General features: G+C 64.4%; 27 protein-coding genes. 7 read left to right on the top strand and 20 right to left on the bottom strand.

The window, feature by feature from the left end:
* Positions 1 to 153: 153 nt before the first annotated feature.
* On the top strand, positions 154 to 1,938 hold the full coding sequence (locus AC6CH3_RS06590; RefSeq protein ID WP_498131660.1) for an AMP-binding protein: 1,785 nt from the start codon (positions 154 to 156) through the stop codon (positions 1,936 to 1,938).
* 2 nt (positions 1,939 to 1,940) lie between these two features.
* Positions 1,941 to 2,450: a MarR family winged helix-turn-helix transcriptional regulator gene (locus tag AC6CH3_RS06585; protein ID WP_498131659.1), complete on the top strand. Its 510-nt coding sequence runs from the start codon at positions 1,941 to 1,943 to the stop codon at positions 2,448 to 2,450.
* Between the two features lie 39 nt (positions 2,451 to 2,489).
* Here the strand turns inward: AC6CH3_RS06585 and AC6CH3_RS06580 are convergent, their stop codons facing one another.
* Both AC6CH3_RS06580 and AC6CH3_RS06575 read right to left on the bottom strand, forming a co-directional pair.
* The gene (locus AC6CH3_RS06580) at positions 2,490 to 3,122 is read right to left on the bottom strand and encodes a PAS and ANTAR domain-containing protein (protein WP_498131658.1); all 633 of its coding nucleotides are present in this window, start codon (positions 3,120 to 3,122) and stop codon (positions 2,490 to 2,492) included.
* Between the two features lie 71 nt (positions 3,123 to 3,193).
* Entirely contained in the window at positions 3,194 to 3,478 is a 285-nt protein-coding gene (locus AC6CH3_RS06575) for a YegP family protein (protein ID WP_498131739.1), read from the bottom strand.
* A 329-nt stretch (positions 3,479 to 3,807) separates the two neighbouring features.
* Between AC6CH3_RS06575 and AC6CH3_RS06570 the strand changes: the two genes are divergently transcribed.
* Both AC6CH3_RS06570 and AC6CH3_RS06565 read left to right on the top strand, forming a co-directional pair.
* On the top strand, positions 3,808 to 4,140 hold the full coding sequence (locus AC6CH3_RS06570) for an ArsR/SmtB family transcription factor (protein WP_498131657.1): 333 nt from the start codon (positions 3,808 to 3,810) through the stop codon (positions 4,138 to 4,140).
* Between the two features lie 146 nt (positions 4,141 to 4,286).
* A complete protein-coding gene (locus AC6CH3_RS06565; RefSeq protein ID WP_400577633.1) occupies positions 4,287 to 4,550 on the top strand; it encodes a hypothetical protein in 264 nt (87 codons plus the stop codon).
* Between the two features lie 26 nt (positions 4,551 to 4,576).
* Here AC6CH3_RS06565 and AC6CH3_RS06560 read toward each other — a convergent pair whose 3' ends face one another.
* From AC6CH3_RS06560 to AC6CH3_RS06540, 5 genes are all read right to left on the bottom strand, one after another.
* Positions 4,577 to 5,332 (bottom strand): CPBP family glutamic-type intramembrane protease, encoded by a 756-nt coding sequence (locus AC6CH3_RS06560; RefSeq protein WP_498131738.1) that lies wholly within the window; start codon positions 5,330 to 5,332, stop codon positions 4,577 to 4,579.
* A gap of 62 nt (positions 5,333 to 5,394) precedes the next feature.
* Positions 5,395 to 6,174, bottom strand: a complete 780-nt coding sequence (locus AC6CH3_RS06555) for an enoyl-CoA hydratase (protein WP_498131656.1) — start codon at positions 6,172 to 6,174, stop codon at positions 5,395 to 5,397.
* A 40-nt stretch (positions 6,175 to 6,214) separates the two neighbouring features.
* On the bottom strand, positions 6,215 to 7,192 hold the full coding sequence (mmsB, locus tag AC6CH3_RS06550; protein WP_498131655.1) for a 3-hydroxyisobutyrate dehydrogenase: 978 nt from the start codon (positions 7,190 to 7,192) through the stop codon (positions 6,215 to 6,217).
* A complete protein-coding gene (locus AC6CH3_RS06545; protein WP_498131654.1) occupies positions 7,185 to 8,258 on the bottom strand; it encodes an enoyl-CoA hydratase/isomerase family protein in 1,074 nt (357 codons plus the stop codon). The genes mmsB and AC6CH3_RS06545 overlap by 8 nt, the downstream gene beginning before the upstream one ends.
* Positions 8,258 to 9,757, bottom strand: coding sequence for a CoA-acylating methylmalonate-semialdehyde dehydrogenase (locus tag AC6CH3_RS06540; protein ID WP_498131653.1), 1,500 nt, complete (start codon positions 9,755 to 9,757; stop codon positions 8,258 to 8,260). The genes AC6CH3_RS06545 and AC6CH3_RS06540 overlap by 1 nt, the downstream gene beginning before the upstream one ends.
* Positions 9,758 to 9,951: 194 nt before the next feature.
* On the opposite strand from AC6CH3_RS06540, the gene AC6CH3_RS06535 reads away from it, so the two are divergent.
* A complete protein-coding gene (locus AC6CH3_RS06535) occupies positions 9,952 to 10,761 on the top strand; it encodes an exodeoxyribonuclease III (protein ID WP_498131652.1) in 810 nt (269 codons plus the stop codon).
* A gap of 13 nt (positions 10,762 to 10,774) precedes the next feature.
* The gene (locus AC6CH3_RS06530; protein WP_498131651.1) at positions 10,775 to 11,674 is read left to right on the top strand and encodes a DUF8083 family protein; all 900 of its coding nucleotides are present in this window, start codon (positions 10,775 to 10,777) and stop codon (positions 11,672 to 11,674) included.
* Between the two features lie 21 nt (positions 11,675 to 11,695).
* Here the strand turns inward: AC6CH3_RS06530 and AC6CH3_RS06525 are convergent, their stop codons facing one another.
* The 5 genes from AC6CH3_RS06525 to AC6CH3_RS06505 all read right to left on the bottom strand — a co-directional run bounded on the left by AC6CH3_RS06525 (position 11,696) and on the right by AC6CH3_RS06505 (position 16,311).
* Positions 11,696 to 12,748, bottom strand: coding sequence for a LacI family DNA-binding transcriptional regulator (locus tag AC6CH3_RS06525; protein ID WP_498131650.1), 1,053 nt, complete (start codon positions 12,746 to 12,748; stop codon positions 11,696 to 11,698).
* An 84-nt stretch (positions 12,749 to 12,832) separates the two neighbouring features.
* Entirely contained in the window at positions 12,833 to 13,099 is a 267-nt protein-coding gene (locus tag AC6CH3_RS06520; protein WP_498131649.1) for a hypothetical protein, read from the bottom strand.
* Positions 13,096 to 13,983, bottom strand: coding sequence for a carbohydrate ABC transporter permease (locus AC6CH3_RS06515; protein WP_498131648.1), 888 nt, complete (start codon positions 13,981 to 13,983; stop codon positions 13,096 to 13,098). The genes AC6CH3_RS06520 and AC6CH3_RS06515 overlap by 4 nt, the downstream gene beginning before the upstream one ends.
* A complete protein-coding gene (locus AC6CH3_RS06510; protein ID WP_498131647.1) occupies positions 13,980 to 15,017 on the bottom strand; it encodes a carbohydrate ABC transporter permease in 1,038 nt (345 codons plus the stop codon). Before AC6CH3_RS06510 ends, AC6CH3_RS06515 begins: the two co-directional genes overlap by 4 nt.
* A 7-nt stretch (positions 15,018 to 15,024) precedes the next feature.
* Positions 15,025 to 16,311 (bottom strand): ABC transporter substrate-binding protein, encoded by a 1,287-nt coding sequence (locus AC6CH3_RS06505; protein ID WP_498131646.1) that lies wholly within the window; start codon positions 16,309 to 16,311, stop codon positions 15,025 to 15,027.
* Positions 16,312 to 16,438: 127 nt separating this feature from the next.
* On the opposite strand from AC6CH3_RS06505, the gene AC6CH3_RS06500 reads away from it, so the two are divergent.
* The gene (locus AC6CH3_RS06500) at positions 16,439 to 18,385 is read left to right on the top strand and encodes an alpha-amylase family glycosyl hydrolase (RefSeq protein WP_498131645.1); all 1,947 of its coding nucleotides are present in this window, start codon (positions 16,439 to 16,441) and stop codon (positions 18,383 to 18,385) included.
* 87 nt (positions 18,386 to 18,472) lie between these two features.
* Here AC6CH3_RS06500 and AC6CH3_RS06495 read toward each other — a convergent pair whose 3' ends face one another.
* The 8 genes from AC6CH3_RS06495 to AC6CH3_RS06460 form a co-directional block, all read right to left on the bottom strand.
* Complete coding sequence (locus AC6CH3_RS06495; protein WP_498131644.1) at positions 18,473 to 18,787, bottom strand: hypothetical protein; 315 nt, start codon at positions 18,785 to 18,787, stop codon at positions 18,473 to 18,475.
* Between the two features lie 169 nt (positions 18,788 to 18,956).
* Positions 18,957 to 19,568: a hypothetical protein gene (locus AC6CH3_RS06490; RefSeq protein ID WP_498131643.1), complete on the bottom strand. Its 612-nt coding sequence runs from the start codon at positions 19,566 to 19,568 to the stop codon at positions 18,957 to 18,959.
* Complete coding sequence (locus AC6CH3_RS06485) at positions 19,565 to 20,128, bottom strand: hypothetical protein (RefSeq protein WP_498131737.1); 564 nt, start codon at positions 20,126 to 20,128, stop codon at positions 19,565 to 19,567. Before AC6CH3_RS06485 ends, AC6CH3_RS06490 begins: the two co-directional genes overlap by 4 nt.
* 80 nt (positions 20,129 to 20,208) lie before the next feature.
* Positions 20,209 to 20,589, bottom strand: a complete 381-nt coding sequence (locus AC6CH3_RS06480) for a hypothetical protein (RefSeq protein WP_498131642.1) — start codon at positions 20,587 to 20,589, stop codon at positions 20,209 to 20,211.
* Entirely contained in the window at positions 20,586 to 20,777 is a 192-nt protein-coding gene (locus AC6CH3_RS06475) for a hypothetical protein (protein ID WP_498131641.1), read from the bottom strand. Before AC6CH3_RS06475 ends, AC6CH3_RS06480 begins: the two co-directional genes overlap by 4 nt.
* A complete protein-coding gene (locus tag AC6CH3_RS06470; RefSeq protein ID WP_498131640.1) occupies positions 20,774 to 21,217 on the bottom strand; it encodes an Asp23/Gls24 family envelope stress response protein in 444 nt (147 codons plus the stop codon). Before AC6CH3_RS06470 ends, AC6CH3_RS06475 begins: the two co-directional genes overlap by 4 nt.
* Before the next feature lie 166 nt (positions 21,218 to 21,383).
* The gene (locus AC6CH3_RS06465; protein WP_498131639.1) at positions 21,384 to 21,839 is read right to left on the bottom strand and encodes a hypothetical protein; all 456 of its coding nucleotides are present in this window, start codon (positions 21,837 to 21,839) and stop codon (positions 21,384 to 21,386) included.
* 340 nt (positions 21,840 to 22,179) lie between these two features.
* Entirely contained in the window at positions 22,180 to 23,775 is a 1,596-nt protein-coding gene (locus AC6CH3_RS06460; protein ID WP_498131638.1) for a glycoside hydrolase family 68 protein, read from the bottom strand.
* Positions 23,776 to 24,299: the final 524 nt, after the last annotated feature.

Below are 24,299 nucleotides of genomic sequence, written 5' to 3'. Positions count from 1 at the left end.
TGGCCGCCTCAGGCACGGCTGTGGATTGTCCGTTGTCACGTCCTTGTGGCTGCACGGGCGCAGTCCCTTCGCTCTTTCAAACCCTTGGATGTCCTAGTATATTGCAGAGTGATATGGATCACTAGGACGTGCATCCCCAGGCGAAAGGTCCTCATGACAGTCACCGATGACTTCCGTGCAGCACGCGACCAACTGCTGGCCCTGCGGAACAACTACGCGGAGGCCCGGAGCAGCTTCCAGTGGCCACGCTTCGAGGAATTCAACTTCGCGCTGGATTGGTTCGATGCCTTAGCTGCGGACCCGGCAACGGGAGCCAAACCCGCCCTGGTGATCGTGGAACAGGATGGCACGGCGACCCGCCGCAGCTTCGCCGAACTGTCGGTCCGTTCGAACCAGGTGGCGAACTGGTTCCGGGGCCAGGGGGTGCAGCGCGGGGACCGCATGATCGTCATGCTTGGAAACCAGGTGGAACTCTGGGAGATCATGCTGGCAGGCATCAAGTTAGGCGTCGTCCTCATCCCCACCACCACCCTGATGGGCCCTGCGGACCTGAAGGACCGCGTCGAGCGCGGCGAAGCGGCCTGGGCCGCCGTCGGAAGTTCCAACATCGGTAAATTTACCGATGTTCCGGGGAACTACAGGCTCATTGAAGTCAGCGCGGCCGGAACCGGCCAGCCGGACACCCTGCAGTACTCGGACTCCGCCGCCTCCCCCGAGGAGTTTGCTCCGGACGCCCCCACGAAGGCCGACGAAACCCTGCTCCTGTACTTCACCTCAGGCACCACCTCGAAGGCCAAGCTCGTGGAGCACACGCACACGTCCTACCCCGTCGGCCACCTCTCCACGATGTACTGGATTGGCCTCGAGCCCGGCGATATCCATCTGAACGTTGCCTCCCCGGGCTGGGCCAAGCATGCGTGGTCCAACGTGTTCACGCCGTGGATCGCCGAGGCCTGCGTGTTTATTTACAACTACGACCGCTTTGACGCCCGCGCCCTGATGGAGCAGATGGACCGCGAGAAGGTGACCAGTTTCTGCGCACCACCCACTGTGTGGCGGATGCTCATCCAGGCAGACCTCACGCTCCTGAAGAATCCGCCCACCAAAGTCGTTTCGGCCGGTGAACCGCTCAACGCCGAGGTGATCGGGCAGGTCCACCGGGCCTGGGGCCAGACCATCCGCGACGGCTTCGGCCAGACCGAGACCACGGTCCAGGTGGCCAACACGCCCGGCCAACCTGTCAAGATCGGGGCAATGGGCCAGCCATTGCCCGGTTACGATGTGGTCCTGGTTGATCCCGCCACCGGGGAAGAAGCGGACGACGGCGAGCTGTGCCTGCGCCTCGACCCCCGTCCTGTCGGACTGATGAAGGCGTACTACGGCGATCCCGAAAAGACGGCGGAGGCCTTCCGGGCTGGCTACTACCACACGGGGGACATGGCCAGCAGGGACGGGAACGGCGTCATCACCTATGTTGGCCGCGGTGACGACGTCTTCAAATCCTCTGACTACCGGCTGTCCCCGTTCGAACTGGAGAGCGTGCTGATCGAGCACCCTGCTGTCGCCGAAGCTGCCGTCGTCCCGTCACCGGACCCTGTCAAACTGTCCGTGCCCAAGGCCTTCGTGGTTCTTGCGCCAGGCCACGACCCCGGGCCTGAACTGGCTGAGGAGATCCTCCGCTATTGCCGGGACCGCCTCGCACCCTTCAAACGCATCCGCCTGATCGAATTCACCGAGTTGCCCAAAACCATTTCCGGCAAGATCCGCCGCGTCGAACTGCGCCACAGCGAAGAAGCGAGGCACGGCGGCGCGTCCGTTTCCGGCACGCCCGTTCACGAGGGCACGGGCACGGGCACGAGCACAGGGACGGGCCAGAGCACGGGCACGGGCACGGAGTACTCCGAAGCTGACTTTCCGGGCCTGAAAAGCGGGAAATGACCATGGGAACGCCGCTGCCCCGCGACCCCATCGCCGATGCCCAGCGGAACTGGGAACGCCATGGCTGGGGTGACGTCGCCACGCCCATGGCCGCGATCACAGCAATCATGCGCACGCAGCAGATACTCCTGGCCCGCATCGAGGGTGCCCTGAAGCCCTTCGGCCTCACCTTTGCCCGCTATGAGCTCCTGGCCCTGTTGAGCTTCGCACGCAGCGGCGCGCTTCCGATGAACAAAGCCAGCGCCCTGCTCCAGGTCCACCCCACATCGGTGACCAATGCCGTCGACCGCCTTGAAAAAGCCGGACTCGTGATGCGCTCACCGCACCCCACCGATGGCCGCACCACGCTGATCGAGCTCACCACCGAAGGCCGCACCATCGCAAAACGTGCGACGGCGGTGCTCAACACGGAGGTTTTCAGCCAGTCCGGATTCACAGCCGGCGACATGGACCAGCTGATACGGATACTCGCAGACTTCCGCCGCAAGTCCGGGGACTTCGCCGAAGAATGACGCGCGGGCGGGCGGCGGCTCAGCCGCAGCGCCCGGTCATCAGCCTGGCACCGTATCGCTTTCCACACGTCGGCCGGAGGGCTGCCGCAGTTCCTCAATAAAGGCGTCGAGCAGGGCAATCTGCTGCGGGTTGTTGGCCAGCTGGACGAGGTCCGCCGCCGTGCTGCATACCTTAATGTTGGTGTGCTGGCTGTGGATCGAGAGAAGGTCGAATGCCGCCTCGGAGTTGATGCGCAGGATCCCCATCAGAATGCCCTTGGCCTGTTCGATGGTGGCGCGCGTTCCGACGGCACCCTCCACCGCCTCGCGGGCGGCCCGCTCCGTCTCCCGGTGCAGCGTGCTGGTCAGGTCAATGATGAAGCCGTCCGCGCGCTGCAGGACGCCAGACTCGACTACGGCCTCCCCAGCCGTGATAACACGATGCTCCCGGAGCCTGGAGTCGATGAGGCGGTGGTAGCTGGCGAAGTAGCCGCCCGAGACGCAGGCGGCCTCGAAAACCTCCCGGCAGCGGTCGCGGTCCTCGGGATGCTTGTGCGAGTAAAGAAGTTCGATAGTGGGTACGATCTCCCCGCGGGCGTACCCGTGCAGGGCATAGATGTCATCCGACCATCGCAGTTCCCGGGACACAGCGTCGTAATGAAATGTACCGGCAGCGCACTGGGCTTCCCCCATTGCACTGGAGTAGGTGTTTACACTCTTCGGCTGATTCGTCGCCCCTTCTGCCGCACCCTGCCCCTCCATGATCAAGCGCCCGGAAAGTAACTGTCGGCGGCGGACACGAGCGGTCTTATCTGCTCACCGGTCCTGCACTCCCGCCGCACTTCCGTGCGCGATGGAACGGTGCGCCGCCGTCGCGTCAGCGAAATATCCCTTACGTGACCCATACCTGCGTACTCGCGGACTGCGGCAATTCCCTCTACCGCTTCCTCCTTATTGGAAAAAGCCCGGGACACGGCCATCACGGTGCCGTCCGGGGCTGTGAGCTGGAATCTGAACCTAGCGTCATCGTCAAGGAAAAGTTCGAACATACCGGCCATAAAGATCCCCCTTGTTCAACAGAAATACAAGGCTTCCGGTGACATCGTCGGCACCGGAAGCAGTCCACGTGTTCCTGAATCACGCCGCGGATTACGCAGGGCGCGATTTGATGAATTTATGAAAGTCTGAACTAGGCAGGCCTGTTTGGCAAGGCCTGGCCAGCTTGCTGACCGGGGTTCACGTCCCGGTTCCGGCCCGCTATGTTGTAGCTGGAGATTCGAAGGTCTAAGACAGACCGTTCTGTCTCTATAATTGACTGCAGGCGCGGCAGTTCAGCAGCGCCGGCATCGGATGGGGACTGCAGCGGAGGAAATCCATGATGGATGACATGGCAGGCGGCGTGGTCCTGAGCGACACAAAAGCAGACCTCTTCAAATCGATGGGACATCCGGCGCGGATCCTCATCCTCGAAATGCTGGTTGACGGACCGGTGGCAGTGAGCCGGCTGCGCGATGACACGGGCCTTGAGGCCTCAAACCTTTCCCAGCACCTGGGTATCCTCCGGCGGCAACGGCTGATCGTCCCCTCCCGGAAGGACGGCCGCCTCTTCTACGAACTCTCCTGCTCCGATGTGAGCCAGGTCCTGCAGGCCGCGGGCGGCCTGCTGGGGTCTGTGCGGATGCCCGCCGGCGGCCTGCAAACCGCGGGCTGATGCGCCAACTGACCGCTGCTCCTGAGCTCGGCACGCGGCATCTTTCGCTGATCGCCGCCGGAACTTCACCTCCCGTTAATAGCCATGGCTTAGCGTTGCTCTTCTAATACCGAGCGAGGGGAACTTGGGCGAGGAAGGGAACGATCGTGGCCGACATTGCTGCTGTTCTGGGGCGTCTCGCCCCGCACGAACTTGAGGAGATCCGGGCCACCGGCCCGAAGGGGCACCTGAGCCGGCACATTATCCAGGCACTGGACCGCGCCGCCGGAGGTCCCGGCTCGGGGCGCGGTTACTACGTGCCGGCCGGGAGCGTCAGCCCCACGGGGAGCCCCCACCAGATCCTGCGGAGCGACGTCGCGGCGTGGCTTTTCGGGGCCCCGGAACGCACCGAGGCGGCAAACTCCCACTGACAGACTGATCTTCAGCACCGGCGACATCAGTACAGGAAGATGTCGAACCATTCCCGGTTGTGGGCATGCAGCAGGACCAGGAACAGGACGAAGTCGAAGAGCAGGTGGACAGCCACAATATAGGAAAGCGACTTGGTCACCGTGAAGATGCGCGCCTGAAGCAGCGCGAACGGGAAAATAAACAGCGGTGCCCAAGCCCGGAATCCGAGCTCCCACAAGAAGGACGTGAACAGCACCGCCTGCAGGAGGTTGGCCTGCCAGTCCGGCATATGACGGCGAAACAGCGTGAAGGCTGTGCAGATGAAAAACAGTTCATCCCAGATGCCCAGGGCATTGGTCCCGATGAAGAGCCGTATGATTCCGTCGGGGTCATGCACCGCGGGCCAGTTTTGGTAGACGCCTGTCCGGACCATGTAGACGGGCAGCACGGCATAGCCAAGCACCACCACCACGGGCAGGTACAGCTTCTCGCCACGGGTCCACTTGTTGCCGGTCATGACGGGAAACACGATTGCATGCTCCCTGGTGACCCAGCGGGACACCGCGTAGGGGACACCCACGGCCAGGATCATGGCGGATCCCATGACAAGCATGTGCGAAGTGCTGACGTCGGTGGTGATCGGAACCGCGCTGATCACCAGGATTCCGGCCGCGATGAGGATGAGGTCACGGAAGAGCGCCCGGTCTACGAGCGCGGCAAGCACGAGCGAGGCGGCCAGCAGCGCGTAGCCCGGGACGGGCTGGTGCATCGCGAAGAGCAGGAAGCCGGACAGCGACAGCATCGCCGAGGGGACCACGCGTACGGAGGTCACCTGGGCAGTGCGCTGCTCTGCGACTGGGAGGTTCACCGGTGCCTGAACTCCGGCTGGCGCTTCTCCGAGAAAGCCGCCATGCCTTCTTTCTGGTCCTCGGTGGCGAAGAGCGAATGAAACAGGCGTCGCTCGAAAAGCACGCCCTGCGCCAGCCCGGTCTCGAAGGCCGCGTTGACGGCCTCCTTGGCCAGCATGGCTGCAGGCTTTGACTTCGAGGCGATGACTTCAGCGGCCTTCAGCGCTTCCTCCACCGTGTCCCCTGCCGGCACCACCCTTGCCACGAGTCCGGCGCGCTCCGCCTCGTCGGCATCGATGAACCGGCCGGTCAGGATCATGTCCATTGCTTTGGCCTTGCCCACGGCCCTCGTCAGCCGCTGGGAGCCGCCCATCCCCGGAAGGACTCCCAGGTTGATCTCGGGCTGCCCAAACTTGGCGTTGTCCCCGGCGACGATGAAATCGCACATCATGGCCAACTCGCATCCGCCGCCCAGGGCGAATCCGGACACTGCGGCGATCAGTGGTATCCGCAGTCTGGTGAGGTCTTCCCACCCACGGAACCAGTCGGCGTCGTACATCTCCATGTATCCCAGGGACGCCATTTCCTTGATGTCCGCCCCGGCAGCAAAGGCCTTCCCCGAACCAGTGATCACCACGGCTCCCACGCCGGGATCGGTGTCCATGGCTGACACCGCAGCGACGAGTTCATCCAGTGTCGCCCTGTTCAGTGCGTTCAGTGCTTCGGGCCGGTTCAGGGTCACGAGGCCCACGCGCCCGCGGCGCTCCACCAGAATGTTCCCGTACTCCTGCGTCATGCATGCCCCTTAAGTATTTGGTCCCCAATTCAAACTAAGCCTACTTACCGGATTTGTCCCGAATGTCGGTGATAATGCCGGAGAAATCCCTTCCGGCACCGCCTTCGGCTGCGAAGGCATCATAAATTTCGGAGGCCAGCGGCCCCATCCGGGCAGCCACCCCGGTGCTTTGGACCGCGTTCAGGGCGAGCTTGAGGTCCTTGGCCATCAATGCCCCGGCAAAACCCGGCTGGTAATCCCGGTTGGCCGGACTTGTTGGCACCGGTCCCGGGACGGGGCAGTTCGTGGTGAGCGCCCAGCACTGGCCGGAAGCCGCGGAGGCGACATCGAAGAGCGCCTGGTGCGTCAGTCCGAGTTTTTCACCCAGGACAAATGCCTCGCTCACGGCGATCATGGACACTCCGAGGATCAGGTTGTTGCAAACCTTGGCGGCCTGCCCCGCGCCGTGGTCGCCGCAAAGGACCACGCGCTTGCCCATGACCTCCAGCATCGGCCGCACCGCTTCAAAGTCCTCCGGCAGCGCTCCGACCATGAACGTCAGGGTGCCGGCCTCCGCACCCACCACACCCCCTGACACCGGTGCGTCCACTGCCCGGTGCCCTGCCTCGATGGCCAGCCGGGCGGCCTCCCTGGCCTCATCCACGTTAATTGTGGAACAGTCCAGGAACATGGTGCCGGGAGCGGCGGCGGCCAGCAGTCCCGGCTGCCCGTCCGCACCTTGGTAGGCGTCCAGTACATGCCGGCCGCTGGGGAACATGGTGAGGACCACGTCCGCCCCGGATACGGCTTCGGCAGCGCTTCCGACGGTGGGGACGCCGTGCTCACGCGCGGCTTCCAGCGCCGCCGGCACGACGTCGAAGCCCGCCACGGTGTACCCGGCGTTGACCAGGTTGATGGACATGGGCCCACCCATGTGGCCCAGCCCGAGGAAGGCGATGTGCTCCTTGCTGGCCCCAGCAGTGCCGGCCGTGGAATTCTCCCCGGCTTCTGCAGCTTCCGGTGTGGCGTCGTCAGGCATGGTCAGTCTCCCTTTCCAGCAGAACCAGTTCCCTCTCACCCAATGGGGCGAAGTAGCGCTCAACGTCCTCCGTGTGCACTTCCGTCAGCGTGGGCGGCCGCCACTGCGGGTTGCGGTCCTTGTCCACCACCTGGGCGCGGATCCCTTCGCGGAAGTCCGGCCCGGCCAGGCAGCGAAGGCCCACCCGGTACTCCTGTGCCAAGGCCTCGTCCAGGCTCAGCTCCGTGGCCCGGCGCAGCGATGCCAGGGCCACCTTCACCGCCGTGGGCGACTTCGACTCGATGGTGTCCGCCGCCTCCGCCGCCGGGCCGCCCTCCGCCCGCAGCCTGCGGAGGATTTCCCCGGCGTCGTCGGCCGCGTAGCAGGCATCAATCCAGTCCCGCTGCGCCTCCAGGGCGGAGGCGGGTGGCTTCTCTGCGAAGCGCCCGACGGCGGACTCCGCGATTTCGTTTTCCAGCGCCGCCGCCAGTTCAGCGAGCCTGCCGGACGGAACAAAGCGGTCCGCGAGGCCCAGGAACAGGGCATCGGCTCCGCTCAGATGTGCTCCGGTCAGCGCCGCATGTGTGCCGGCCTCCCCCGGTGAGCACGCGAGCAGCAGGGTTCCGCCGACGTCGGGGACGAATCCGATGGTGGTCTCCGGCATTCCCGACCTGGTCCGCTCCGTGACGACCCGTACGGAACCGTGGGCGGAGATGCCCACGCCGCCGCCCAGGACCAGCCCGTCCATGAATGCCACATAGGGCTTGGGATAGCGGGCAATGACTGAGTTCAGCCGGTATTCCGCTTGCCAAAAGTCCGCGGTCTCCTGCCCGCCGGCGAGGATGTCGCGGTAAATGGCCACGATGTCCCCGCCGGCACATAAGCCCCGCTCACCGGAACCCTGCACCAGAACGGTGGCCACGCCGTCGTCGTCCGCCCACGCGGTGAGCCGTTCCAGCATGGCGGCCACCATGCCGGCGTTGAGCGCGTTGACCGCCTTCGGGCGGTTCAGCGTGATGACGCCGAGGTGGCCGCGCTGTTCGAACAGAACCTCCTCCGGAGAACCCTCAATCGTTTCAGCGGTCATCAGCTTCCTTCCGGCATGATGAAGCTGGCGCCCTGGCGGATGCCGGAGGGCCAGCGCGTAGTCACGGTCTTGGTCTTGGTGTAGAAGCGGAAGGCGTCGGCTCCGTGCTGGTTGAGGTCGCCAAAGCCTGACGCCTTCCACCCGCCGAACGTGTAATAGGCAATGGGTACCGGGATGGGTACGTTGACTCCCACCATGCCTACCTGGACCCGGCTGGCGAAGTCGCGGGCGGCGTCCCCGTCACGGGTGAAGATAGCCACGCCGTTGCCGAACTCGTGCTCGCTGCAGAGGCGGAGGGCTTCGTCGTAGTCGGACGCGCGAATGACACTCAGCACCGGACCGAAGATCTCCTCCTTGTAGATCTTCATGTCCTTGGTGACATTGTCGAAAAGCGTGGGCCCGATCCAGAAACCACCCTCATAGCCGTCAACGGTGAGTCCGCGGCCATCAGCCACCAGCGTCGCGCCCTCCTCCACGCCGGACTGGATGTAATTTTCGATCCGTTCCTTGGCAGATCCCGCCACGACGGGCCCGAAGTCCGAGTCCTTGTCCAGGCTGTGGCCGACCTTCAGGTGCCTGACCCGGTCCTCCAGCTTCGCCACCAGGGCGTCGGCTGTGTTTTTGCCGACGGGCACCGCCACGGAGATGGCCATGCAGCGCTCCCCTGCGGATCCGTATCCCGCGCCGATCAGTGCGTCGGTGGCCATGTCGAGGTCGGCATCCGGCATGATCACCATGTGGTTCTTGGCACCGCCGAAGCATTGGGCGCGCTTGCCGTGGGCCGCAGCCGTGGCATAGATGTACTGTGCGATGGGGGTCGATCCGACAAAGCCGATGGCCTTGACGCGCGGGTCCTCAAGCAGCGCATCCACGGCTTCCTTGTCGCCGTTGACCACATTGAACACGCCGTCCGGCACGCCGGCCTCCGAGTAGAGCTCAGCCAGCCGGAGGGGCACGGACGGGTCTCGTTCGGAGGGTTTGAGGATGAAGGCGTTGCCGGCGGCGAGGGCTGGCCCGGACTTCCACAGCGGAATCATGGCCGGGAAGTTGAATGGCGTGATGCCCGCGACCACGCCCAGCGGCTGGCGCATGGAATGGACATCAATGCCGGCCCCTGCGCTGTCAGTGAACTCGCCCTTGAGCAGATGCGGCGCCCCGGCGGCGAACTCCACCACCTCGATGCCGCGCTGGATATCCCCCTTGGAATCCGCGACCGTCTTGCCGTGCTCCGAAGAAAGCAGCCGGGCAAGCTCGTCCAGGTTCTCGTTTACCAGGTCCACGAACTTGAGCAGGATGCGCCCGCGCCGTTGGGTGTTCATGGCACCCCACTCCGGCTGGGCTTTCTCCGCACTGGCAATGATGTTGCGGACTTCCTCCGCGCTGGCCAGCGGAAGCTTCGCCTGCACTTCACCCGTACAGGGGTCATAAATGTCACTGAACCGGCCGGAAATACCATCTACCCTGTGGCCGTCGACGTAGTGGGACAGTTCCCGCACCATGATGGAATGCTCCTTTGCATGTGACCCAGGTCATCTTGGAGCTGAATATACTCGGACTTCCTACTAAATTCCAGAGTCCAAAATTCGGCGCCGACCGTCATATCCCGGCTTGTCCGCGCCGAAGTGCCGCGGTTCCGCGGGCGCTCCCCTTGCGCCCCGTTCATCCCGGGCCCAAGTTCGGTAAGTTAGGAACTGTGAAGATAGCTACCTGGAATGTGAACTCCCTCCGTGCCCGTGCCGACCGTGTGGAGGCCTGGCTGCAGCGCTCCGACTGCGATGTCCTTGCCATCCAGGAAACCAAGTGTAAGGACGACAACTTTCCGTGGGAGCTGTTCGAACGGATGGGTTACGAGGTGGCGCACTACGGCCTCAACCAGTGGAACGGCGTGGCGATTGCCTCCCGCGTGGGACTCGAGGACGTCGAACGCGCCTTCATGGACCAGCCCGTGTTTGGCAAGGGGGGTTCGGACCCGATTCAGGAGGCCCGCGCCATGGCCGCCACCTGCGGCGGTGTCCGCGTATGGAGCCTCTACGTCCCTAACGGCCGCGCCCTCGACGACGAACACATGCCGTACAAGCTCAAGTGGCTTGACACCCTCAAGAACCACGCCGCCGGCTGGATCTCTGAGAACCCGGAGGCGCAGGTCGCCCTGATGGGCGACTGGAACATCGCACCCACGGACGACGACGTCTGGGACATCGATCTGTTCCTCACCCAGGGCTACACGCACGTCAGCGAACCGGAACGCGCCGCCTTCCACGCCTTCGAGCAGGTCGGCTACTCGGATGTGGTCCGCCCGCACACCCCCGGCCCCGGTGTTTACACCTACTGGGACTACACGCAGCTGCGCTTTCCCAAGAAGGAAGGCATGCGGATTGACTTCATCCTGGCCTCGCCCGCCCTTGCCGCCCGGGTCACCGGCGCCTCGATTGACCGCGAGGAACGCAAAGGCAAGGGCGCCTCTGACCACGCCCCTGTGCTCGTGGAGCTGGCTGACTCATGAGGGCTGAACACTCATGACGGGCAGCCTTTACCGCGGGCAGGCCGGGCTGCCGTTCTCGTCCACCCTGCGGGTCTACGAGCCCCTGGACGCGTTCCCCGAGGAGCAGCGTCCGGCGCTCAAGGCTGCCGGTGAGCGGGCGGCGTCCCGCGCTGCCGTTGAAAACGCCGAGCTGCTGGCCTCCCTGGGGCGGATCACGCGCCCCGGCGGCGATCCGTTCCCGACGGGACGGACCGACCTGGTGCGGGTCACCCGTCCCCTGGGACTGCCGGTTGCGGACGAAGCCACGGATTCGCCGGACGCGAAAGATTCCGACGGCGACTCCCTCCTTTACTGCCCCAGCCAGCTTGTCCTGCGGGCCGGGCTGGCAGCCAACGCGCTGATGGAGGGCATCCACGGGCCGCTGGCTGAACTCCTGATTCCGGAAGAGCAGCGGGACCGGCACCAGGAACGCATCGACCTCGTGAGTGCCCGCGAAGGCGCCAACCGGGTCCATACCCGGGCGTCCACCTGGGGCATTCCCTTCAGCTGGTTCTCGCTGTTCCTCGAGTCGGATCCGCAGGAAGTGGTCGAGGCCGGCGGCCGGATCGTCACCGTCCGGGTTCTGGCCCCGATTGCCGAGGCCCTCGACCGGGTGCGCTACGCCGTGGCCAACCTCGCACTGGCGGCTCCGGATCTCGACATGCTTGACGACCTCACCCAGCTCACCGAGTGGCTGGAACTCTTCCATGCGGAATCCATGGTGGAACTGGACTACGGCGCCGTGGCGGACAAGGTATATCCGGATGACTCCCCCATGGATGTGCGCCTCGGCATCGAGTGCCTCGCAGAGGGAGACATGACCGGCGCAGCTGCCGCGTACCGCCGGCTCGCGTCGCGGTGGATTCCCATCCGCCAACTCGCACGGGCGTCCTGACCCGCTGACGCCGCTTTTTCCCTACCCCCTGGGTTGCGCCGTCGTGCGCCTCACGATCAGGCGGTGCGGAGCGATGGCGGAGCGTACCGAGCCGGTGATGCCGAGGAGTTCATCCAGGAGCATCTTCGTGCCCAGCTCCGCCTGCTCGTCCGGCCGCTGGCCCACCGTTGTCAGCCCCATGGCGTCGGAAAAATCGTGGTCGTCGATCCCGATCACCGACAGGTCCTCGGGCACCCGGACGCCCACGCGCTGCGCTTCGAAAATGACGCCCATGGCCATCTCGTCGGAGGCACAGAATATTGCGGTGGGCTTCTGGCCAGGCTGTCCCCACAGCCGGCGGAACGCTTCCTGGCCGCTCCTGAGGGTGAAATCGCCCCACTCATCCCACTCCGGGCGGACTTCTAGGCCCGCCGCCGCCATTACGTCCTGGAACGCCAGAATGCGGACGCGCGGGACGTCGAAGTTGAGGTCGGTTTCGTCGTCCCCGTGGAGCAGCGCAATGTCGCGGTGCCCCAGGTCGATCAGGTGTTTGACGGCAGTGGAGGCGGCCGCGTAGTCGTCGATGCCGACATAGGCGCATTCCTCGACATGGCCGCCCACCACCACCAGCGGAATGTCGATCTTCTGCAGGTGGTCAAGCTCCTCGTGGGACAACGCCATACACAGGACAAGGAGCGCATCGATCTGCTTGTAGACCATGGTCTTGCTGAAGAGCCGCTCACGGTGGCTGCCGTGCCCGCCGAGGTTGAACAGGGACAGGTTGTACTGCCGCGCATGGAGCTCGCGGTCGGCCCCTTCAATGGCCTTGGAAAAGAACCAGCGGCTCACGAACGGCGCCAGCACGCCGATGGTCTTGGTGCGGCCGGTCGCCAGGCCAGAGGCTGACGAGGACGCCACGTAGCCCAGGGCGCCGGCAACTTCAAGGATCTTCGCGCGCGTTGCCGGCGAAACGCGCGGCAGGCCCCGCACGGCGCGTGACACCGTGGCAGTGGACACCCCGGCGGCTGCCGCCACGTCCTCAATGCTTACACCCGAGTGGCCGCCGCGCTGGGCCCGGTCAGTTGTGCGCGCCACGGTGTCCCCTCAAAGGCCGGCTGCAGATTTCCGCCATCCCATTCTCCCAACGGCAAGAAACCATTTTAGTCCGGCCTGCGTGTGTCAGTTGCGCCGCGTGGCGGTGCGTGCGGGAAGGCCCCTGCGGAGCCTGATCATGCCGTAGAGCGCCAGCAGGATGGCGAGCAGGCCAAGCGCCCAGCCCAAGGCCGGCTGGGCGGTCAGCTCCATCCATACAGTAACGACGAGCAGCACCACAGCCCAAAAGCCCAGGAATCCGATGATGATGTCGAAGTCCTCGCCGGAACGAACGCGCTTTTGCCCAAGTCCCGCTGACTGCTTCCTGCCCTGCGGCGCTGCTCCCTGCGTCACTTGACTGCACCCGCCGTCAGACCGGCTACGATCTTGCGCTGGAAGACGAGCACAAGAATGACGAGCGGAATGGTGACGATGGTGCCGGCGGCCATGATGGCCGTGTAGGGAATCTGCTGGGGCTGTGCACCGGCAAAGTTCGCAATGGCCACCGTGACCGGCTGCGTTGCATCGCTGGACAGCTGGCTGGCGATCAGGAACTCGTTCCAGGAGGAGATGAACGCCAGGATGGCCGTCGTGAAGATGGCCGGGGCCGCCAGCGGCATGATGACCTTCCGGAAGGCCTGCCCCTGCGTGCAGCCGTCAACACGTGCCGACTCCTCGAGCTCCCACGGCATTTCGCGGAAGAAGGACGTCATCGTGTACACGGTCAGCGGCAGCACGAACGAGATGTTCGGAATGATCAGTGCCTGGTACGTGCCCATCCAGCCGATATTGGTGAACAGCTGGAACAGCGGCGTGATCAGCGCGACTCCGGGAAACATGGAGGCACCCAGGATAAAGCCCAGGACCAGGAACTTGAACCGGAAGTTCAGCCGGGCCAGGGCATACGCGGCGAAAACACCGATCAGCAGCGAGATGGCGGTAACCACCACGCCGATGAAGATGCTGTTCAGCAGCGCCTGGCCAAACCTGTTGCCGAAGGACGTGTCGAACGCCGTGATGAAGTTGTCCAGCGTGACATGGGAAGGCAAAATCGACGTGTCGTAGGTGAAACCGACTTCGCGGAAGGCCACGACGACCATCCAGTACGCCGGTGCCAGGCACCAGATCAGGATGACTGCCGCACTGATGTACGTGCGGCCCTGCGCCCACTTTTCCCTGTTCTGCGCCTTGCGGCGGCCTCTGTCCTGCTCTGCCCGGAGGGCTGTCCCGGTGCTCATTTCTTCCCCTTACCGGTGGCGCCGCTTTGCTCCACAACGTTCGCCCCAAGGAAGCGGACAAAGATGAAAGCGACCAAAAAGATGATGATGAAGGTAATGGTGGACAACGCCGCCGCCGAGTTGAACCCTTGCCGGATTTGATTGATGACAAGGATGGACAGCGTGGTGGTGTTGTTCGCGCCGCCCGTGAGGATGTACGGCAGGTCGAACATGCGCAGGGCATCCAGTGTGCGGAAGAGGATGGCCACCATCAGGGCCGGCTTCACCAGCGGCAGGGTAATCATGCGGAACCGCTGCCAAGCTGTGGCACCGTCCACTTTCGCTGCCTCATAGACTTCGGCCGGGATCATCTGCAAACCTGCCAGGATCAGCAGCGCCATGAACGGCGTGGTCTTCCAGGTGTCCGCAATAATGACGGCCCACCTGGCCGGCCACTCGCTTCCGGTCCACAGGATGGATGTGTTGAAGATCTTGTTGGCGATGCCCTGGAAGTCGAAGATGAACAGCCACAGCTGGGCCGTCACTGCCGTGGGAATGGCCCACGGCACCAGGACTGCGGCGCGGACGAGGCTGCGGCCCTTGAAGGCCCGGGCCATGATCATGGCCATCCAGAAACCCAGAATTGTTTCCAGGGTGACCGTGATGATGGTGAAGATGAACGTGGTCTGGGTGGCGGACCAGAACTGCGCTCCGAGGGTTCCGGGAGGACACGCAACCGTCCCGCCGCCGGCGGCCGCACACTGCTGCGCGATCCAGTTCACGTAGTTCTGGATGCCTGCCGGGCCGCCGGCCGTGAACAGGCCGGTCTCAGGGTCCAGGCCGGCGTCCTTTTGGAAGGACATCACGATGGCGCTGATGATCGGGTAAACGATCACCACGGCCAGCGCGATGATGGTCGGGGCCAGCAGCCAGGTGGCCCATTTGCCCTGGCTGAGGATTTTGTTGTCCTCGCCAACGCCCTTGGGCCCGTGGTGGATCGGGGTACCGCCCGACGCCGGTGACTTGACCGGCGTCGGGCCTACTTCGGTTGCCATGGCTGGACTACGATCCCGCACCGGCGGCTTCGATGGACTTCTGCATATCAGACAGTGCCTGGTCCACCGGCTTTTCACCCTTGAGCGCTGCGTAGGAGTTCTCCTGGATGGCCTGCGTGACCGCCGGGTAGAACGGCGTTACAGGGCGCGGCACGGCGTTTTCGATGGCAGTCTTGAGCGTAGGCAGGTACGGAAGCTGCTTCACCAGCTCGGCGTCATCATAGAGGTTAGCCAGCACGGGTGCGAGTGAACCCTTGACCGCATAGAACTTCTGGTTTTCCTCCGAAGCGATGTACTTGATGAAATCCAGAGCTGTGGCCTTGTTCTTCGAGAAGACGCTAATGGCTGCGCTGTGGCCTCCCAGCGTCGACGCGCCGGGACCATCCTTGCCTGGAAGCGGGGCCACACCGAACTTGTCCTTCACCTTGGACGAGCCTTCGGTTGACATGAGGCTGTACGCGTAGGGCCAGTTGCGGTGGAACAGCAGGTTGCCGGACTGGAAAGCACGGCGTCCCTCCTCCTCCTGGTAAGTGATGGCTTCCTTCGGGATGTTGCCGTCCGCGAATGCTTTCGCAAGGTTCTCAAGACCGGCCTTGGCCTCCGGAGTGTTCAGGCTGGGCTTGCCTTCCTCGTCCAGCACGGAGCCGCCCGCGGAGTTGATGGCCTCGGAGGCGTTGACCGTGAGGCCTTCGTACTGCTTGTACTGGCCGGAGAAGCAGCCAATCTTGTTCTCCTTGGCGATGGAGCACATCTGCATCATTTCGTCCCAGGTCTTGGGCGGCGTGGGCACGAGGTCCTTGCGGTAGTAGAGCATGCCGCCGTCAGATTCTTTGGGGGTTGCGTAAAGGGTCCCCTTGTACGTTGCGCTATCAACGGTCGGCTTCAGCATGGCCGAGGTGTCAATCGCCATCTGGTCCTTCAGCGGCTGCAGCCAGCCCTTAGCGGCAAACTCTGCCGTCCAGACGACGTCCACGCTCACAACGTCATAGTTGGGGTCCTTGGCCTGGAAATGCTGGACCAGGTCATCGTGCTGCTGGTCGGCCTGGTCGGTCTGCTCCTTGAAGGTCACCTTCTCGTTGGGGTGGGCGGCGTTCCACTTTTCGATCATGGGACGGACCACACTGTTGTTGTCCTTGCCCTGCACATACGTGATGGGGCCGCGGCCGTCGAGACCGTTGGCTGCGTCACCGCCGCCGGCTGTGGTGCCGCCCCCGCCACCGCCGCCACAGGCGGAGAGCGTCAGGGCGAGAACGCCGGCGGTAGCGACCGGCAATAAGAATTTGCGGGTTTTCATTGGCAAAGAACTCCTCGCTGAGTGACAAGAGTTAGTCGTGGTGCGGTTGTTGTGGTGACCATCACACTAGTAACGTTGCGGAAAGAAATGCAAGCGTTTACACCTAATTGTTACCGGAGAGGCAACCATGAGCCATCGTCCAATTTCAACGCCCGGCTCTGACATCGGGACGTGGTGGGCCAGTGCCGTCGTCTACCAGATCTACCCGCGCTCGTTCGCGGACGGCAACGGCGACGGCATGGGGGACCTGCGCGGTGTGACCGCACGGCTGCCCTATCTCAAGAAGCTGGGCGTTGACGCCGTCTGGCTCTCACCCTTTTACGAATCACCGCAGGCAGACGCAGGATATGACGTGGCCGACTACCGCGAGGTGGACCCGATGTTCGGCAGCCTGGCCGATTTTGATGAGATGTTACTGAAGGCCCACGGCCTGGACATCAAAGTCATCGTGGACCTGGTGCCGAACCACACGTCGGACGAGCACATGTGGTTCCGGGAGGCTCTGGCCGCGAAACCTGGATCCGCTGCCCGGGAACGTTACATCTTCAGGCCCGGCAAGGACGAAGTGGAGGGTTCGGGTGACGGGAACATCGCCCCGAACAACTGGAGGTCCATCTTTGGCGGTCCGGCCTGGACACGCACCTTCAACGCGGACGGCACGCCCGGCGAATGGTACCTGCACCTGTTCGACACCAAACAGCCTGACCTCAATTGGGAAAACCCCGAAGTGTGGGAGGAGATGCGGTCCGTGCTCCGGTTCTGGCTGGATCGCGGCGTGGACGGCTTCAGGGTGGACGTGGCGCACGGAATGGTCAAGGAGGCCGGGCTGCCGGACTGGGATGGCGTGGCGGCCATGGTGGAAGGCTCAGCCGACGCAAGGCACCTTCCGGACGCCCCCGGAGCGCATCCGGAATCAGTCGAGCCCCACACAGCCCACTACGCCAGCCTTGCGGCCGGCAGTGCCGGCGCAGATGACGCTGCCCGGGCACGAGTCTCCGTGCTGGACCATGCGGGAGAGGACCCACAGCATCAACCGGTATCTCCGCTGTATCCGCCGTCTCCCTTCTTTGACCAGGACGGCGTCCATGACATCTACCGGGACTGGAACCGCGTCCTGGCCGAGTATGACGGAGACCGCATGCTGGTGGCCGAAGCCTGGGTGGAACCGGCGGAACGGCTGGCGCGATACATCCGCAAGGACGAAATGCAACAGGCATTCAACTTTGATTTCCTGCTGGCCGGCTGGGATGCCGGGCGCATGGCAGTGGCCATCGAGGAGTCGCTTGAGGCTGCCGCATCGGTCGGCGCCCCGACAACGTGGGTGCTGAGCAACCACGACACCGTCCGGCACCCGACACGGTTCGGGTTGTCCGATCCCACCAGCTTCCCGAAGGGCATCGCCACGGAGGACGAGCAACCGGATGCCGCCCTGGGCCTCGCCCGCGCCCGGGCGGCCACGCTGGTGTCGCTTGCCCTGCCCGGTTCTGCCTACCTCTACCAAGGGGAAGAACTCGGCCTCCCGGAGCACACCACCGTGCCCGCGGAGGCGCGCCAGGACCCGACGTTCTTCCGCACGAACGGTGCGGAGCGCGGACGCGACGGCTGCCGCGTTCCCCTGCCGTGGAAATCGAATGAGCCAGGCTTCGGATTCGCTGAGGCCTACGCGGCGGTAGTGCCCGCATCTGCCGGCGCCCCAAACTCCGGCGTTCCGGCCGAACCGTGGCTGCCCCAGCCGGACTCGTTCCGGGGACTCGCCGCGGACAGGCAGGAAGGCGTCGCTGGTTCCACGCTCGAGCTCTACCGCTCGGCGCTGTCCCTGCGTGGTAGCCACGGGCTGGGCTCGGGCACCTTCTGCTGGGCAGACATGCACGATCCTGAGCAGGGTGTGCTGGCGTTTCAGAACCGGGACGTCCTGGTGGTGGCGAACATGGGGAGCGAGGCGACGCCCGTGCCGGACGGCTACCGGGTGGTTCTCTCGAGCGACGCAGAAACGGAAACAGGACCAGGAGTCGGATACAGCGCCGACAGCGCTGTCATTGCCCCGAACAGCGCGGCCTACCTCGTGGCCGGGTAGGCCTCCAGGAAGCGTCCGCCTTAACCGACAGAGCGCCGCGTCCCCCGGGACGCGGCGCTCTATCAGTGATTCGGACAAACCGAAGGGCTACTTGCCTCCCTTAAGGAGCCCGGCAAGCCTGGCCCAGAAGCCCTTGGCTGTTTCGGTGACACCGCCGGCGAATTCCTTGGCGTTGCCCGCCGCATCACCGGCCGCTTCCTTCAGATTTGCGGCAACATCCCCTGACAGGAGTTCCTTGACGTTCCCGGCTGCCTGCCCGGCGAACTCCTTGACGTGTTCCGCCGTCCCGCCGGCCAACACTTTGACGTTTTCGGCGGCGCCGCCTGCAAATTCCTTGGCTTGGCCGACCGCATTCTCAAGTCCGTCCTTCGCAGCGTGGTTTCCTGTTACTTCTTCGCGCACAGTATTCTCCTTCGTTGACGGCTTTGCCGGGCTTGTTGGACCCGTCCGGGTTCTTGGACCCCTCAGCAGGCAGTGGTGACCAGCGGCCACCACCCCCTCGCCTTCAAACTAGGCGCCGGGCTGGTCCGGAGGCAAAAGCCCACGCCGGGCGGACATGCAGGCGTCACAATCAGCGGACGCGCTCCGCGCGGCTGAAGCGTGTGCGGGCCCCGACGGCTATGTGCAACAGCACAGGTGTCTTCTGGCCCACAACTTCATCCAGAGCCGCAACAAGTTCCGACGCATCCGCCGCCAGAAGGTGCGGTGCGACACCGGGCCTCGGGTGAAGGCGGATCTTGAGCGCCGGCTGCCCGCGGACGTCGTATGTGGTGACAATGGCCCCGGCGAGATCGGGACGCTCGGCAAGTGCATTCTTCAGGGACTGCTCCGCCACGCCGCCGCCGATGTGGACGTCTCCCGGTACCCCGCCGGGGTCCTCGGCGGCCAGCAATAGCCCGGATCGGCCCTTTCCCTGCTGGGCGACCCACGCCACCATCAGTCCTATCAGGAGGACCAGGAAGAGCGCGAGGACGATCCAAAGCCAACTCTCCTGCCGGCCGGGGAACCTTGTCCCGTCAAAAAGCTGATTGGCGCCGTCCAAAACGCTGCCGGACCAGGCTTGCCACCACGATCCGACCGCGGGAACCGAGGCCAGCAGCATGAGCAGGATGCCCACGGTCAGGAGCATGAGGCCGAGGATCCCGATGAGGATCCGGTTGAGCAGGCGCGGGGTGCTGTTCATGCCCCGATCACCCCCGACTCCGCCAGGTTGATCCGTACTGCTGGCAGCGGGATGGGCGCCATGGAAAGGAGTTCGTCTTCGACAGCCTCACGGACAGCGTTCTCACTTACGGGAACACCTGATGTGGGTCGGACGTTCACCATCGCCTGGCGCTGGGACACCACAACCATGACCTGCTCCGGCGTGACGTTGGCCGCTTGGCGTGCCCGGCGGGCCAGGGCGGATGCGATGACTTCATCGTCCACCACCACAGCGACCCCGGGCTCTTCGAGCAAATGCCTCGCCCTGCGTCCGGGAAGTATGGCGCTGAGGAAGAAGAAGAGCCCGGCCGCCGCCACCACGGCGCCCGTGACGCCCAGCAGAAGTGGCGGGATGCCGTCCGGCAGCGCCACGATCCGTTCGGCCGCCGTTTGGGGGTCGATGAGCCACGGAGGCTGGCCGATCGCCCGGACCGCCGCCTCAAGCAGGCCGTAGAGGGAGACGAGGCCGATGAGCACAGCTGCGAGGCATGCTGCTACGGCACGCGAGGAGTGGGTTTCCCGGTGGAGGACACGGCGCATGTCAAAGGACCCGGCGTTCCCTGATTCGGCGGCATCGGCCGGATCTTCATCCGCCGGGTTGTGCCGTTCGATGACTGAGCTCAACGGACCCGGCCCCTCTCCGTGACGTGCGCGCCGCTGATGCGGATATCCACCCTGCTCAGCCTGGCACCGCTGAGTTCTGTGACTGTGGTGAGGATCTCGGACCTGGCCGAAACTGCCCGTTCCCAGATGGAGCCGCCAAAAGCAGGAACGCGTGCGGGGTCCCGCACGACGGCCGTCAGGGAAGGGATTTTGATCGGAGTCACAAGGGACAACGCCAGCAAGCCGTCGTCGTCCGACCAATCCGCGCGGACATCGTGCGGAGGAATCCCCAGGGCCGCACCGGCCGCCGCCCTCGCCAGGCTTGTCAGGGCCTGGGTGCTGATCCTGTTGTGACCGCTGTAGAGCCGGCTCGGAGTCGCTTCCGCTTCCGCGCTCATGACGAGGAGCGCCGGCCGCTCAGGGCATCAATGACGCTGCGCAGGTCCAGTTTCCCTTCTGCGGCGCGGCCCAGCAGGGCGCCAAGGCCCATGAAGAGCAGGGAAACCAGGAACCCCCACAGCCCGAACTGCAGCGACATGAAGGCCACGAATGCGCCGATTCCGATTCCTACGACCGTCAGGCTCACTGGATCGCCTCCCTCTCAGGTGCTGCAGCCGGCTTCACCGGCGGCGCGATGTAGACATCGTTGATTTCGACATTCACTTCGATGACCTGAAGTCCAACAAGCTTCTCAACTGCCGAATAGACAGCGGCCCGAACCTGGTTGGCCAGGGAGTGCAGCGGTGTGCCGTAAGTTGCGACGAGCGTGATATCGACGGCGACCTGGGTCTCGCCCACCTCGGCATGCACCCCGGCGTGGTCTGAGCTGCCTACCGCATCCCGGATCGCCCCGAGGGCCCTGGAAGAACCCGTCCCCAGGGAATAGACGCCCGGCACGGCGCGGGCGGCGATTCCGGCCACCTTGGCGACAGCTGTCTCAGAAATGACCGTCCGTCCGCCGCCCCCGGTCTGACTGAGGACCGTTTGCGTGCGGATGCCGGCAGGATCCGGATTCTGGTATTCCATCAGGCGCTCCCCTTCTGTTGAACACAACCCTATCCCCTAGGTCCGACAACGTCAGGGGGTGGCAGGGGCACGATTCGCCCATCGTTCCCGGCACGGACTCCAGCCGCGGACTCCACGCTTAGACTCCAGGCCCAGAGACTCTAGGCACAGACCCTGGTCGCGGGCCCTAGGCGCAGTTACTGGCCAGCCATTGGTTTACCGGGGCAATGGCCTCCTGGAATTTGCCGCTGGAGTAGACGGTCTGGTCAGTCAGACCGGCCACTGCCACCTCGTTCAGCCTGGCGAAGTCTGCCTTGAGCGAGTCGGGAACAAGCTGCGCCGTTTCGCTGAGCTCCGCCTTCTTTCGCTCAAGCTCTGCGGTCTTCCCCTGTGCAGCGGACATGGGCAGCAGCGAGGCCCCGGTGGCCTGCTCGGAGACGGCCTTGCAGGCTTCCGCGGCTGTGGCGAAGCCGCCAAAGGGGCCCGACGGCGTGCTGGCCTCCGGTGCGGCAGCAGGGCTGCTCGAGGCCCCGGAATCATTGGACGGCGACGGCGCGCTGCCTGCCGCCGGGGCGGTACAGGCGGTAAGTGCCACCGCGGCGAAAAGGGAGGTGACGCTCAGCATGCGGGCAAAGTTTTTCACGGTTCACATTTCCTGGATAGATTCACCGCCGGCAGGCGGCCTTGACTGGCCGGATGCAAGAGCCGGCCGTATCCCCCGGCGTGCGAGTCTAGCCGCGGACGCGGCATGCATTCCAAGTTGACAGCCCACAGCCCTGCGTTCAACGGGCGCGCGTATACCGCGTACGTCGCGCAGGCATGCGTATATAAGGAACAAAGATCTGAAGGCGTGTCGCCGAATGCAGCAGAGGCGCCCGGACCTGGTCCGGGCGCCTCCGCCGATGTACTGCTTGTGCTGCTCTACTGCTGTACCGCTCTACTGCTGTGGGGCCTAATCACCGGTCACAGGCAAAAGCCCGGCTTTACTTGTAAAGGCCTTCGCCGCCGACGCGGACGTTGGTGGGCAGGTAGCCGAACGGGCCGAGGCCGTTCTTGCCGAAGCTGCGGTCAACCTGGGATACGCCGTCGCGGAAGTTGATCTTCACGGTGGGCGAGAGGGAGCCGCCGCGGACGCCGTTCACGTTGTCGATGAAGGACTGGACCAGGCCGCCGGGCTGCACGTAGTGCGAGTAGGCCTGGAACTGGCGGCCGTTCTGCTGCGGGGTCGGTGCTTCCGGGGATTCGGACGGCAGGTTCAGGTCCGTCGGGGAACCGAGAGCCAGGCCGCTGTTGTTCATCGGCTGGTAGTCAGAACGGATACCGTCGCCCACGAAGCCGTAGACGCCGTCGGGTCCGCGCATGCCGGCAGCATAGGTGAACTGGTGGCTGATCGTGAACAGGTAGTACTTGTTCTTGCCGCCCTCATTCTGGATGAAGATCTGCGGACGCTCGGTCTGGTCGTTGACGCAGTTTCCGGAGAGGATCGGGGGCAGGAACTTCCACTTGGTGAGGTCCTTGTTTTCAGCCACGGCCAGGCCGACGTTTGCGGTCTGGTAATAGGCACCGCTGTTGTTGACCTCGTCGAGGCTTTCAGCGTTGGGGTCGCCCTTGCGGTAACCCAGGTCCTCGTTCTTGCAGCGGTAGTCGCCACGCTTGGCACCGGTGTTGCCTTCGAAGACCATGAAGGTCTTGCCGGGGTGTGCCGGGTCGGCGAACGTGTAGGGGTCGCGGAAGGCGAAGCCCGGGTTCTGTTCCTTGGTCTGGTACATCTTGCCGTCCGGCTCGAGCAGTTTGTGGTGCTTGAAGCCGTCGAAAGTCACGCCGTTCTCATCGGCGTGGATCTTGCCGAGAGCTTTGGCAATAACAGCGTCAGGGGCAATTCCGCCGCCGCCGGCATTGCGCTCCTTGACGTCGTAGAACGTGGTGGCCGTGTAGAACACGTTCACCTGGTTGCCCTTCATGAGGCGGGTGGACCCGGACCATTCGGTGTTGCCGATGGAAGTGTTGTCCAGGAAGAGGTGTCCGCCGTAGTTCCACTTGTCCTTGGCCGGGTCGGCGTTGGTCTTGCGGAAGAAGTAGCCGATGCGGGCGTTCCAGTGGCGCTGGTCGAAGCCATAGCCTGCGTGGCGGTCAGCAACGAGGGAGAAGATGACGTCGTAGCCCTTGTAGCTGATCTGGTTGGCGTGCTCATCCGTCAGGGACCAGGTGTCCCAAACCCACACGTCGTCGTTCATGGTGGGGAAGTCCTCGGGGATTTCCGGCATGGTGACGTCCGGGCTCATTGAGTTCTCGCCGGGCTTTACCGTGGAGTCGCTCTGCGCCATGATCTGCTTCGCGTCGGCACGGGTCCACTTCGAGGTGAAGTCCGACTCCGGGTCGTAGGCCTTCTGCGTGTGCTTCGTGGGAAGGGGGAAGCCCGGGGCGGGAGCCGGCATCTGCTGCTGGGCCGGCGGATCCGCCGGTTCGTTGGCCTGCGCCGACGGCGTGGCAAGGAAAGTCGAGGCTGCAACAGCCGCCGCCAGCGCTGCGGCGGCGGGGCGCCACCGCAGCATCCGGGGGGTATTGGGGTGCTTGTGCATTTTTTGCTCTTCTCGCGGAGTTACGTTCGTGGAAGACGGGCTGGTGCCCTGTGCCCCGCACTCCGGAGGCCCCGTTGACACGACGTGCGTCATCGAGGACGCCGTTGTGTCGAGGGAGAACGGGGGTTGGGTAGTCCCCCATATTGAAGCCTGGAGATGTCATACATCTCCGGGCCCGCACTCCACGGTAGACAACGTTGTCAGCCGAGTTCAACCCGGTTTTGGGAGGTTCCACTGCCTCGGCGCGCAGTGATGCAAGCGCTTACATCTACGTTTGCGCGCGCGTGCCACAGCCCGGAAAATACATCAACCGGAACGTAACAATGGCGTCACGTCCGCTTTGGCATTCGCCCCTGGCCCAGAAGAGTGATATCCGCCATATCGGGGGTCGTGAAGTGATGATCAGAACTGAGACAGACGCCACATACCGGTTGGGCGCGGCCGATGGCCAAGGCCGAATGGCAGGCACCTGGTTGTGGTGGCCTTTGCGGTGAGCAGCGTGGTAGGCACCACGTCGGGGACAG

It is taken from the genome of Arthrobacter sp. GQ119 (assembly GCF_059759125.1).
Note: the sequence above shows the minus strand (reverse complement) of the source record. Positions and strands in the feature narration are given on the sequence as shown.